The following is a 12,851-nucleotide window of genomic DNA, read 5'->3' on the forward strand; positions in this document are numbered from 1 at the left end:
CAAGGCACGCGCGCAACAGCCCCCGGGAACCTGCCGGGCCACGCTCGCGCCATATTGAGGGTCATTCATCGCTTGCGGTGCCTCACCAACAACAGGGGACAAGATCATGAAAACCACAATGGCTGACCTGACCCGTCGCGGCAGGACATGGTGCGTGTGTGGTGCTCTGGCGCTGACCCTGGCGTTGCCGGCATCATTCGCTCCGCTGCCGGCACAGGCCGGGCCGGCCCGTCTCGCCACCGGCGATGCACCCGTTGTCCTGATCGGGGGCCGCGGACAGCGCCGCTATGGCGGCCCGGTGTACCGCGGACAGCGAAAGCACTATCGCGGATATCGTGGCTATCGCGCGCCCCGACACTATCGCCCCGGATATCCCCGGAACCATGCCTACCGACCCTACCGGCCCTATCGTCCCTATCCGGTCTACCGGTCCTATCGGCCTTACTACGGCTACAGATACGGATACGGATACGACTGGGGCGGCGCGGCCGCGGCTGGCATTCTCGGCGTCATCATCGGCCAAGGCCTCGGTCAGCCTCGCTACATCGACCCGCCGGTGCAGGTCCGGCGCGGGCGCTACGAGCCATGGACGCCGAGCTGGTACCGCTATTGCAGCCGCAAGTATCGCAGCTTCAATCCGGATACCGGCTACTACCTGGCCTATTCCGGTCGCTATCGCTTCTGTCGCTGACAGGAATGGCGCGAAGCTGAACACCAGATGAACAGCGGCCTCAGCAAGGGTTCAATGGCGCGATGGCACAACAGGGCCATCGTCACTCGAAGCTGACCGCCAAGGGAATGCCCAATGACCATCAAGCATGTGACTTCCTCCTGTCTCGCTCTTGTCCTGTCCACCGCACTGGTTCTGCCGACCCTGACCAGCGCCGAGGCGGGCGGAGGACGCAAGCACTGGCGCCAGCATGGCGGACACCACCAGGGGCACCGCCCTCACCGCCCGCGCCACCACTACAAGAAGAAAAACAACAACGATGTCGGCGCAGCCGTCGCCGCCGGGGTCATCGGTCTCGCCGCTGCGGCGATCATCGGCTCCGCCCTCAGCGCACCGGAGCCCATCGACCCGGATCCGGTCTATGTGCCGCCCCGCCCCCGGGGCTACGGCGGCCCGGCCCGGGCCGACCGGTACTATGACGACTATTACGATGACAACTACAACGCGCCGCGCGGCTATCGCCCCGCTCGTCCGGTCGTGGTTGGCCGCGCCGGTCCCGAGCCCTGGACCCAGGAGTGGTACCGCTATTGCTCGGCGAAATACCGCAGCTTCGATCCTCGCACCGGCCAGTTCACCACTTACTCCGGCGTGAAAAAGCTCTGCCGTTGACGGGCTTCCCCGCTTTCCGACACTCAGCGACACATGCGCCGTCCCACCAGGCGGCGCATGTGTCGTCTTCGCTCGCCTCTTCGCCCCCAAGCTTGATGAGGGTCAACGTGGGCGCGCGGTAAAACCGCTAGGACTTTCTTGTCGGCACCCGCTTGGCCGGCGCCGAACGTTGAGGGCAAGGGGCACTGACATGAACAAGAATAACGACGCCACCGGAACCACCGCCGCCGGAACGCCGACGGAGCAAGCAGCCCCCGACCCGGCCCCCAGCGACACAACGACGCCGGACGGCCACACGGTCGCGCCGGAGATCCCGGAAGGTCCGGCAGGCGCCGCCACCCCACAACCGGCAGCGGAGAGCGCATCCCGATCCGGGGGCGCGCGTCGCCACGCGCTTGCCGAAATGCGCCATGATCCGCAAGCGGTGCGCGAGATGTTCGAGAGCGGCACCTATCCCTATGCCGCCAGGATGCAGCGCAAGGTCTATGAACGGCAGAAGGCGGCCCTCCAGGTGGAGCTTCTGAAGGCCCAGCGCTGGGTGGAGGAGACCGGCCAGAAGGTGGTGCTTCTGTTCGAGGGGCGCGACGCGGCCGGCAAGGGCGGCACCATCAAGCGTTTCATGGAACATCTCAATCCGCGCGCCGCGCGGGTGGTCGCGCTGACCAAGCCTTCCGAGCGGGAACGCAGCCAGTGGTATTTCCAGCGCTACATCGAGTGGCTTCCCGCTGGTGGGGAAATCGTCTTCTTCGACCGCTCCTGGTACAACCGCGCCGGGGTCGAGCGGGTGATGAACTTCTGCTCGCCGAATGAGTATCTCGACTTCATGCGGCAATGCCCGCAGATGGAGCAGATGCTCGTCCAGTCCGGCATCCGACTGTTCAAATACTGGTTTTCCGTCTCACGCGAGGAACAGCGCCGGCGGTTCGGCGCGCGCGAGACCGATCCGCTGAAGCAATGGAAGCTGTCGCCGATCGACCGTGCCTCGATGGACAAGTGGGACGACTACACCGAGGCCAAGGAGGCGATGTTCTTCTACACCGATACCGCTGACGCCCCCTGGACCGTGGTCAAGTCGGACGACAAGAAACGGGCACGCATCAACTGCATGCAGCATTTTCTCGCCAACCTGCCCTACCCGAACAAGAACCTGTCGCTGGTGCGCGGTCCCGACAACCTGATCGTCGGCTCCAGTTCCCATGTGATCGGACGCGATACCCATATTCTCGGCAAATCCCTGCATCCGGACGCCAAGCGCAGCGGCTGAAACCGCGCCGCCGCTTGCGGCCGGTGCGGATATGGGCAACATCTTCCTGACAAGAGGGAGGAAAGCCGAATGTTGTCTGCACTTGACCTTGCGCGGGAGCTGGAAGCGGGGACCCTGACGCCCGACGCCCTGTTCGACCGGATCGAAGCCACCATTGCCAAGCGCGAAGACACGATCCGCGCCTTCACCTGCCGCGATCTCGCCGCCGCCCGGGCGGCGGCGCGCACCGCCACCGGCCCCCTTCGCGCCTTGCCGCTCGCGGTCAAGGACAACATCGACACCGGCGATCTCGTCACCGAATACGGTTCGCCGATCCATGCCGGCCATCGACCGGCGGTCGATTCCGCCATCGTCGCCCTGGCCCGCCGCCTTGGCGCGGTCATTCCCGGCAAGACGGTGACCACGGAGTTTGCCTTCTTCCACCCTGGCCCGACCCGCAACCCGCACGATCCGGAGCACACACCGGGCGGCTCCTCCTCCGGATCGGCGGCCGGCGTCGCCGCCGGTTTCTTCCCGCTCGCCCTTGGCACCCAGACCGGCGGCTCGGTGGTCCGGCCTGCCGCCTTCTGCGGTGTTGCCGGCTTCAAGCCCAGCTACGGCCGGCTGCCGGTGGTGGGCGTCAAGATCTTCTCCTGGTCCCTCGACACGCTCGGCCTGTTCGCCGCCTCCGTTCAGGACGCGGCCTTTGCCGCCGGCGTCCTGGCCGGGCGCGACTGGCGTGTCGACGGAGAGCTGTCCGCCGCTCCCACCCTTGGCATTCTGCGCCAGCAGCCCGGCGCCGAGGCCGACGAGCAGATGCAGGCCGCACTGGAAACGGCGATACGCAGCGCCGAGGCCTGCGGCGCCCGGCTCGTCGAACTCTCCCTGCCGGAGGTGTTCGCGGACGCCTTCAGGGCCCACAAGACCATTCAGGACTATGAGGCGGCGCGCGCGCTGGCGGCGGAGCGGGACCTGGCCGCAGACCAGCTCAGCGACCATCTGCGCCAGACCCTCGACGAAGGCTGGACCCTCACCGCCGCCGATTACGATACCGGCCAGGCAACGGCTGCCGACGCCCGCCGCGCCTGCCAGGATCTGTTCTCCGGCATCGATGCCCTGCTGCTGCCCTCCGCCCCCGGCGCCGCGCCCCGCGGGCTCGGCTCCACCGGCTCCTCGGAGTTCAACCGCATCTGGACGCTGATGGGGGTGCCGGCGGTCAACGTGCCCGGCCTTTACAACAACGCTGGCCTGCCACTTGGGGTACAGGTGCTCGGCCCCCGGAATGGCGACAAGGTGGCCCTTGCCGCCGCCGCCTGGCTGGAGGCCTGCCTCGGACGTGGGCAGGTCTGAGGAAGCGCGCAGGGCTCAGAATTTCGGCGCGGGCATCTTCATCTTGAGCGCCAGCGCCTTGAGAGCGGGGCGCATCGCCTCCTCCGTCATCAGACGATAGCGGTGCAGCGCTTCTCTTGAGGTCGACGAGGAGAGCCGCATCCGTTTGGCGCGCATCCGCACCACCTTTTCATAGACTTCATCGGAGACATTCGCGAACCGGCACAGCAGCATCAATGGCTGGTCATCCTCACGGAAGACGAGGGAGACGACCGCATTGTCCGGCCAGCCGATCTTGCGCGCAAGAAGCTGTCCCAGGTCGAAGGCCCGGTCCTTCTCGGCAAAGACCGTGACAATCTGCTCGATCGGCACCTTGCCGGCCAGCGCCCCGTCGATCAGTTGTTCGGTCTTCGACTTCGCCCCCTTGAACTCGCGAAGCTGAATCTCGACTTCGCGTGCCGCGCGCTCGGCAATCGCCTTGACCAGAACCTCGTTGTCGCCAAGGTCCTTGATCCGCTGTGCCAGTTCACGGGACAGAAACGGCACCAGTCGCTCCGCCGCCGCCGCCGGCAGGTCGGCCCGCTCGCTCAGGGCGATCTGCAGTTCCTCATCCTTGCGCGACCGGGCGACAAGAAGATCGAAGGAATTGGGGCCAAGATGGGCCGCATGATTGCGCGCCAGACTGTGCAGGACCTCCTGCTCCCCGGCAAGCGCGACAACCCGAGTGACCTCGCGGCTGAGCCTGCCGCGCCGGCACAACGCTTGCAGGTGACCGCCGGAAATGGAGCCGGCAATCTTCGCCAGGTCATCGTCTTCGAGAATGGGGGATTGCTCAAGAACGGGCGCGGCCACCGTCAGTTCCTCATCGGTGGCCAGAGCGCAGACCAGATCCTTCGGCGCGCCCGCATGGGCACAGATCCGCTTGGACAGGATCTCCCGCGCCGCAACCTCCAGTCGACCCAACACCCGAACGACGACCTCACCGAACAGCTGACTGACCCGCTCCCGCTCCTCCGCCTTTGCCTGACAAAACAAATCCGTAAGCGCTGCAACCAGAACGCCCGTACTTTGCGCGGACCCATCCCTTGCCAGTCCGGAAAGCTCGCTGACCTTCATCTTGCAACCCCTGCATCACAAACCATATGCCATGTTACGAAGGGTGAGTTTCCGTCCCGTTAATTCTCATCTACGGAGAATAAGTGTTCATTTTCAGTCGCATGAGCTTGTTACCCAACTTCAACTCGGCCCACCTCGAAACAGACCGGGAGGGAGAGCGGCATAAGCACACCGCGCCCTTGCAACGACCGCACTTGACCGATTCCACCGAGCGGCACCTATTCGAACGCCTGCATGCGTTCTTTGTCCGCAGAAAAAATCCGAGCCGGCGCGCGGCCAGATTTCTCCCGGAAAACCAACATTCTCGCCAAGGTCGATTGCGCGCAATGAGTGCATTTTTCGCAGCGCAACATTATTTTCGCTTTGACGAAAGCCGCCGGTAACATAAAGTTACGACGTGGATAGATAGCGGGAGGCTAACACATGTCACATGTCCGCAATCTGAATCTCATTGCGTTCTGCGCCGCCTTTGTCTTCGTTGGCGCAATTGTCGTCGGGCTTCTCTAAGGCGCAATTCATGGCGCCAACCATAACAACAGCCCGCTAACGCTCTCATCCCTTTGGTAAACGTCCTCGCCGCATTACGCGGCGAGGCGCCCCCTGGGTTCTCTCTACTTTGGCGTGCAGTACCGGTCCGGGCGGCAGGGCCCCGGTCAGGAATCCGATCGTGCCGGCCTCAGGCTGCGGCGAGCAGCCGGGCAACGGCTTCTTCAGCCTGCCGCTCAGCGGCCTCGACCTGCGTTTCTCCAAGCGTCAGCATCTGGTCCGCCGCCACGACCGTCACGTCGGTGATGCCGACAAAGCCGAGGATATGGCGCAGATAGCCCGAGGCGAAATCGATGTCGGAGCCGAGACCGGTGCCGGAGGAGGCAAAGGCAATGATGGCCCGCTTGCCGGTCAGAAGCCCTTCCGGTCCGTTTTCCGTGTAGCGGAAGGTGACCCGCGCGCGGGCAATCTGGTCGATCCACGCCTTCAGCGTCGAGGCGATGGCGAAATTGTAGACCGGTGCGCCGATCACCAGCACGTCCGCCGCCCGCAGTTCCTCCACCAGGGTATCGGAAAGCGCCAGGGTCTCTTTCTGCGCCGCGTTGCGCTCCGCCGGATCGGTGAAGTTGGCCCCGACCCAGTCTTCATTGATCTGCGGCAGACCACCCGACACGTCCCGGGTCACCACCGTGGCGTCGGGAGCGCCGCGCAGCAGATCCGCGACCACACGATCGGCAAGACGGCGGGTCACCGAAGCATTGCCGCGCACGGAGGATTCGATCTTCAGGATGGACAGGGGCTTTGACATCACGACATCTCCAATCAGGGGGTGCGACAAGCACCGTTCTCTGAACATGGAGATATGATGAAAAGAGCCGAAGGATTAGGGCTGTTTTCGTGAACGGTGTTTTCATGCCGCGCGGGCGCGCCGCGCGGCATGGCGTTTCGTCTCAAACACACACAAGCCGGTGGATTACTCCGCCGCCTCCATGCGCGCCGGCTCGTAGTTGAGGATCGGCGCCAGCCAGCGCTCGGCGGTGGCCAGATCCCAGCCCTTGCGCGCCGCATAGTCGGCGACCTGATCCCGCTCGATCTTGCCCACACCGAAGTAGTGGCTTTCCGGATGGGCGAAATAAAGCCCGGAGACCGAGGACCCCGGCCACATGGCGTAGCTTTCGGTCAGCTCGATACCGGCTGCCTCGGTGGCGCCCAGCAGATCGAACAGCGTCCGCTTTTCGGTGTGGTCGGGCTGCGCCGGATACCCCGGCGCCGGCCGGATCCCCTGATAGCGCTCGGCGATCAGATCCTCCGCCGACAGCGCCTCGCCAGCGGCATAGCCCCAAAGACCGGTGCGCACCATCTGATGCAGCCGCTCGGCAAAGGCCTCGGCCAGCCGGTCGCTGAGCGCCTGGGCGAGGATCTTGTTGTAATCGTCGCCAGCGGCCGCGTAGCGGGCGACAAGATCATCCTCGCCATGGCCGGAGGTCACGGCGAAGCCACCGACGTAATCCTTCACGCCGCTATCCGCATCGGCGATGAAGTCGGACATGGCGACATTGGCGCGCGCGCTGCCGTCCCGACTCATCTGCTGGCGCAGCGTGTGCAGGGTGGCCCGCAGCTCCGCCCGCTCCTCATCCGCATAGACAAGGATATCGTCGTTGCGGGCCGCCGCCGGCCAGAAGCCGACCACGCCCTTCGGCGACAGCAGACGCTTGCCGACGATTTCATCGAGCATCCGCCGGGCATCGTCGTAGAGCGCCTTGGCCGCCGGGCCGTAGCGGTTGTCGGTCAGCACCGCCGGATAGCTGCCCTTGATCTCCCAGGTGGAGAAGAACGGCGTCCAGTCGATCACCGCCGCCAGCTCTTCCAGCGAGACATCCGCAATCGCCCTGGTGCCGAGGAAGCTCGGGGCTTGCGGCGCGTACGCCTCGAAGGAGGGCCGGAACCGGTTTTCCCGCGCCTGGGCCAGCGAGCTGCGGCGCGAGGCACCGCGCGAGCGCGCATGGCCTTCCGCCACCTTGGCATAGTCGGCGCGCACCTCATCGATATAGGTGACACGCTGCTCCTTGCCGACCAGCTTGGAGACCACCCCCACCGCCCGGCTCGCGTCGGTGACATAGATCGCCTGCGAGCGCCGGTAGTTGGGATGAATCTTCACCGCCGTGTGGATCAGGCTGGTCGTCGCCCCGCCGATCAGAAGCGGCAGATCGAAGCCTTCCCGCTCCATTTCCCCGGCCACGTGGCACATCTCGTCCAGCGACGGCGTGATCAGTCCGGACAGGCCGATGATGTCGACCTGCTCTTCCCTGGCGGCCGCCAGGATCTTCGCCGCCGGCACCATCACACCCAGGTCGATCACCTCGAAGTTGTTGCACTGAAGCACGACGCCGACGATGTTCTTGCCGATGTCATGCACATCGCCCTTGACGGTCGCCAGGAGCACCTTGCCCGCGCTCTGCCGCCCCTCGCCGCCATTGGCCTTCTTCTCCGCCTCCATGAAGGGCATCAGATAGGCCACCGCCTGCTTCATCACCCGGGCGGATTTCACCACCTGCGGCAGGAACATCTTGCCGGCGCCGAACAGGTCGCCAACGACGTTCATGCCGTCCATCAGCGGCCCTTCGATCACATGCAGCGGCCGTTCCGCCTTGGCCCGGGCCTCTTCGGTATCCGCCTCGATGTAGTCGGTGATGCCATTCACCAGCGCATGGCTCAGCCGCTCTTCCACCGGCCACTCGCGCCAGGCCAGATCGACGACCCGCTGGGTGCCCCCCTTGCCCTTGAAACGGTCCGCGGCGTCAAGCAGCCGGTCGGTGGCATCGGCACGGCGGTTAAGCACGATGTCCTCGGCAAGATCGCGCAATTCCGGATCGAGATCGTCATAGATCGCCAACTGGCCGGCGTTGACGATGCCCATGTCCATGCCCGCCTGAATGGCGTGGTAGAGGAACACCGAGTGCATCGCTTCGCGCACCGGCTCGTTGCCGCGGAACGAGAAGGACAGGTTCGACACGCCGCCGGACACATGCGCATGCGGCAGGTTCTCGCGAATGAACCGGGTGGCATTGATGAAATCGACGCCATAGTTGTCGTGTTCGGCAATACCGGTCGCAACGGCGAAGATGTTCGGATCGAAGATGATGTCTTCCGGCGCCAGCCCCACCTTGTTGACCAGGATGTCGTAGGACCGCGCGCAGATCTCGGTCTTGCGCTTCAGGGTATCGGCCTGCCCGGTCTCGTCGAAGGCCATCACGACCACCGCCGCGCCGTAGCGCCTGACGAGACGCGCGTGCTGGATAAAGGGCTCCTCGCCCTCCTTCAGCGAGATCGAATTGACCACCGCCTTGCCCTGCACGCATTTCAGGCCGGCCTCGATCACCTCCCATTTGGAGCTGTCGATCATCACCGGAACCCGGGCGATATCCGGCTCGGCCGCGATCAGGTTGAGGAAGGTGATCATCGCTTCCTTGGAATCGAGCAGCCCCTCATCCATGTTGACGTCGATGATCTGCGCGCCGCTCTCCACCTGCTGGCGGGCAACGTCGAGCGCGGTGGGATAGTCGTCGTTCTTGATCAGCTTGCGGAAGCGCGCCGAGCCGGTGACATTGGTGCGCTCGCCCACATTGACGAAATTCACCTCCGGCGTGAGCACGAAGGGCTCCAGCCCCGACAGACGCATATGCCGCTCCGGCGTTGCCGGAACGCGCGGCTTGTGACTGGCCACCGCCTCGGCGATCGCCCGGATATGCGCCGGCGTGGTGCCGCAGCAGCCGCCGACGATGTTGACCAGACCGCTCGACGCGAATTCGCCGACCAGTTCCGCCATCGCCTCCGGGCTTTCGTCATATTCGCCAAACTCGTTCGGCAAGCCGGCATTGGGATAGGCACAGACCAGCGTGTCGGCGATACGCGACAGCTCGGCCACATGCGCCCGCATTTCCTTGGCGCCGAGCGCGCAGTTGAGGCCGATGGAAAACGGCTTGGAATGGCGCACCGAATACCAGAAGGCCTCCGGCGTCTGGCCCGACAGGGTACGGCCGGACAGGTCGGTGATGGTGCCGGAGATCATCACCGGCAGATCGACGCCCTTTTCCTCCAGCACCTCGTCGATGGCGAACAACGCCGCCTTGGCGTTCAGGGTGTCGAAGATGGTCTCCACCAGCAGAAGGTCGGCGCCGCCGTCGATCAGCCCGCGCACCGCTTCCGCATAAGCGGTCTTCAACTCATCGAAGGTCACCGCGCGAAAACCGGGATTGTTCACATCCGGCGAGATCGACAGGGTCCGGTTGGTCGGCCCGAGCGCACCGGCGGCAAAGCGCGGGCGCGAGGGATCGCGGGCGGTGACCAGATCGCAGGCCTCGCGGGCAAGACGCGCACCGACAAGGTTCAGCTCATAGGCCAGCGCCTCCATGCCGTAGTCGGCCTGGGCGATGGTGGTGGAAGAAAAGGTGTTGGTCTCGACGATATCCGCACCAGCCTCCAGATAGGCCACGTGGATATCGCGAATGCCTGGGCCCTGCGTCAGGTTGAGAAGGTCGTTGTTGCCCTTCACGTCCTGCTGCCAGTCGGCGAAGCGCTCACCGCGATAGCCCGCCTCGTCCAGGCGCAGGTCCTGGATCATCGTTCCCATCGCCCCATCGAGAACGAGGATCCGGTTGCGCGCAGCCTCGGTCAATGCGCGCGCGGGCGTCGTCTTGCTGGTCATGATGGTCTCAGGCCGCCTGCTGTTCGGAAGTCGCCGGGCGCACGCCCAGCATATGGCAGATCGCGAAGGTCAGATCCGCCCGGTTCATGGTGTAGAAGTGGAAATCGGTGATCCCCCGATCGACCAGATCCAGCACCTGCTCGCAAGCCACCGCCGAGGCCACCAACTTGCGGGTCTCGCTGTCCTGTTCCAGCCCGGCAAAGCGGCGCGCCAGCCAATGCGGGATCGAGGTGCCGCATTTGGCGGAAAACACCATGGTCTGCTCGAAGTTGGTGATCGGCAGGATGCCCGGCACGATCGGGATGGAAATGCCGGCCGCACGCACCTTGTCCAGGAAGGTCTCGAACAGATCGTTGTCGAAGAAATACTGGGTGATGGCGCGGGTCGCGCCCGCATCCACCTTGCGCTTCAGGTTGTCGATCTCCGCGCTCCAGTCGGCGCTTTCCGGATGACGCTCCGGATAGGCGGACACGGACACCTCGAAATCGGCGACCCGGCGAATGCCTTCAACCAGATCGGAGGCGTAGGCATAGCCATCCTCGCGCGGCCGATAGACCGCCCCGATCCCCTCCAGCGGATCGCCGCGCAAGGCAACGATGTGCCGCACGCCGAGGTCGGCATAGTCCCGCACGATCTCGTCGATCTCGCCGCGCGAGGCGCCGACACAGGTAAGATGGGCGGCCGGCGCCATCGCCGTTTCCGTCAAGAGGCGGGAGACGGTGCGATGGGTGCGCTCGCGGGTCGACCCCCCGGCCCCATAGGTGACGGAGACGAAGGACGGATCGAGCGGCTGCAGCCGCTCCACGGCGGACCACAGCTTGGCCTCCATCTTGTCGCTCTTCGGCGGGAAGAACTCGAAGGAGACGGAGACGGCGCCGGGGTTGCCCAGCTCGAAACGGCGGAACTTGTCCGGGGATGTCATGTCAGGCAACCTCTTGGGCTGGGTTCAAAACAGGCAAATCGCTGACGACCCTGGGGTCGCGCGCCAGCCAGATGGTGACGGTAAGGTGTTCCTTGTCGTGACTGTCGGGAACGAGATCGCGGGTCTTCACCAGATCGAGCCCCGCCTCCCGCAGCCAGCGACGCATCTGATCCTGGGCGAAGCCGAGCCGGCGGTGCGCATGGGCATCGCGCAAAAACTCCAGCCCGTGCGGCGCGAAATCGACGATCAGCATGCGCCCGCCCGGGCGCAATGCCCGCGCGGCCTCGCCGATCGCCCGGCCAGGGTCGTCGAGATAATGCAGCACCTGATGGATGGCAATCAGATCGAAGCTCTCCTTCGGCACGTTCAAGGCGTAGATGTCGCCGTGTCGCACCTGTGCATGCCGCAACCCCTGACGGTCCAGATTGGCGCGGGCCACCGCCAGCATGTCATGACTGGCATCAAGCCCCAGCGCGCGGGCATACTGATCGGAAAACAGCGACAGCAGGCTCCCCGTGCCGGTGCCCAGATCGAGCATCGCATCAAACGGGCGCGTGCCGACCGCCTCGCGGATCGCCTTCTCCACAGCCTCTTCGGGCACATGCAGCGAGCGTTCCTGATCCCAGGTCTTGGCGCGATTGGCAAAATAGGCCGCCGCCTCCTCCGCCTTTGCCCGGCGCGTGGCGGCAAGCCGCACCCGGTCGGCGGAAAACAGCGCCTCGTCCGGGTCGAGCCGGGTCAGCAACAGCCGGGCAAGATCGCCCATCGGTCCATCGCCGAGCCGATAGTAGACCCAGGCCCCTTCCGGGAAGCGCTGGACCAGACCGGCTTCGGTGAGCAGTTTCAAATGGCGGGAAATGCGCGGCTGGCTCTGCCCGAGGATCGCGGTCGCGTCCTTGACCGTCAACTCGCCATCGGCCAGCAGGGCCAACAGGCGAAGCCGGGTCTCCTCGCCGACCGTGCGCAGGCCTGCGAGCAACTGGTCCGCGCTCAACAGCGGTGCTGTGTCCATCTCAGAATCCCTCAGGAAGATATAAAGATATCTTTATACCTAAATTGAGGAGAGATCAACCCCGTCACTGCTCCGGCCGCAGCACCGCATGGCGTGTGAACACCGCCCCCGTATCCAGTGGTCGGGTCTCCAGCAGCGCGAGCCGCTCGCGCTGGCAGTGCCCTTCGAACAGCCGGGACCCGCCGCCGAACAGCATCGGCAGCGTCAGAAGCCAGTATTCGTCGACCACCCCGGCGCGAATGGCCGTCTGGGCGAATTTCGCCCCGGCGAACACCACCATGTCCCGGCCCGGCCTGCCCCTCTCCGCAGCCACCGTATCGACGAGGCTGGCGGAGGCGATGACCGAGTTTTCCCAGGCGGTGGCATCCTTGAGCCGACGGGAGAAGACGATCTTGCGCGAGGCGTTCATGAAGGCGGCCAGACGCTGCTGCGCCGGCGAGGCGCCGGCCTCCCGCGCGGCGGCGGGCCAATGGGCCGCCATCAGTTCCCAGGCGGCCCGTCCATAAAGCAGGGTGTCGAACCGCGCCACCATGCTGTCCGTCCAGCCATCGAGATCCGCCGACCAGTCCGGCGCGATGAACTCGCCGCCGGGCGCATCGACAAACCCGTCGAGACTGATCACCATCGACAGGACAAGCTTGCGCATTTCCAGCCCTCCGCCCCCGCCTTTCCGGCAACCCGACCGGTGCGGGGCCAGGC

At 65.2% G+C, this 12,851-nt stretch carries 10 protein-coding genes; 4 read left to right on the plus strand and 6 right to left on the minus strand.

From position 1 onward, the window contains the following. The first annotated feature begins 106 nt into the window (after nucleotides 1-106). The 4 genes from LC062_RS11615 to LC062_RS11630 all read left to right on the plus strand — a co-directional run bounded on the left by LC062_RS11615 (nucleotide 107) and on the right by LC062_RS11630 (nucleotide 3,932). Nucleotides 107-691 (plus strand): BA14K family protein, encoded by a 585-nt coding sequence (locus tag LC062_RS11615; protein WP_224911188.1) that lies wholly within the window; start codon nucleotides 107-109, stop codon nucleotides 689-691. Nucleotides 692-805: 114 nt separating this feature from the next. Continuing rightward, the gene (locus LC062_RS11620) at nucleotides 806-1,339 is read left to right on the plus strand and encodes a BA14K family protein (RefSeq protein WP_224911189.1); all 534 of its coding nucleotides are present in this window, start codon (nucleotides 806-808) and stop codon (nucleotides 1,337-1,339) included. A gap of 190 nt (nucleotides 1,340-1,529) precedes the next feature. Next, nucleotides 1,530-2,603 (plus strand): polyphosphate kinase 2, encoded by a 1,074-nt coding sequence (gene ppk2, locus LC062_RS11625; RefSeq protein WP_224911190.1) that lies wholly within the window; start codon nucleotides 1,530-1,532, stop codon nucleotides 2,601-2,603. Between the two features lie 69 nt (nucleotides 2,604-2,672). Beyond that, nucleotides 2,673-3,932: an amidase gene (locus tag LC062_RS11630; RefSeq protein ID WP_224911191.1), complete on the plus strand. Its 1,260-nt coding sequence runs from the start codon at nucleotides 2,673-2,675 to the stop codon at nucleotides 3,930-3,932. 15 nt (nucleotides 3,933-3,947) lie between these two features. On the opposite strand, the gene LC062_RS11635 is transcribed toward LC062_RS11630, so the two are convergent. The 6 genes from LC062_RS11635 to LC062_RS11660 form a co-directional block, all read right to left on the minus strand. Beyond that, on the minus strand, nucleotides 3,948-5,027 hold the full coding sequence (locus LC062_RS11635; protein ID WP_224911192.1) for a DUF2336 domain-containing protein: 1,080 nt from the start codon (nucleotides 5,025-5,027) through the stop codon (nucleotides 3,948-3,950). A gap of 676 nt (nucleotides 5,028-5,703) precedes the next feature. Beyond that, nucleotides 5,704-6,321 carry an FMN-dependent NADH-azoreductase gene (locus tag LC062_RS11640; RefSeq protein ID WP_224911193.1) on the minus strand — a complete coding sequence of 206 codons (618 nt, stop codon included), beginning with the start codon at nucleotides 6,319-6,321 and terminating at the stop codon, nucleotides 5,704-5,706. A gap of 165 nt (nucleotides 6,322-6,486) precedes the next feature. Next, nucleotides 6,487-10,218, minus strand: coding sequence for a methionine synthase (metH, locus tag LC062_RS11645; protein ID WP_224911194.1), 3,732 nt, complete (start codon nucleotides 10,216-10,218; stop codon nucleotides 6,487-6,489). 7 nt (nucleotides 10,219-10,225) lie between these two features. Further along, a complete protein-coding gene (metF, locus tag LC062_RS11650) occupies nucleotides 10,226-11,140 on the minus strand; it encodes a methylenetetrahydrofolate reductase [NAD(P)H] (RefSeq protein WP_224911195.1) in 915 nt (304 codons plus the stop codon). A gap of 1 nt (nucleotide 11,141) precedes the next feature. After that, on the minus strand, nucleotides 11,142-12,152 hold the full coding sequence (locus tag LC062_RS11655; protein WP_224911196.1) for an ArsR/SmtB family transcription factor: 1,011 nt from the start codon (nucleotides 12,150-12,152) through the stop codon (nucleotides 11,142-11,144). Nucleotides 12,153-12,216: 64 nt separating this feature from the next. Continuing rightward, a complete protein-coding gene (locus tag LC062_RS11660) occupies nucleotides 12,217-12,798 on the minus strand; it encodes a dihydrofolate reductase family protein (RefSeq protein WP_224911197.1) in 582 nt (193 codons plus the stop codon). Between the last annotated feature and the right edge of the window lie 53 nt (nucleotides 12,799-12,851).

Source organism: Stappia indica (assembly GCF_020177335.1).
GTDB lineage: Bacteria > Pseudomonadota > Alphaproteobacteria > Rhizobiales > Stappiaceae > Stappia > Stappia indica_B.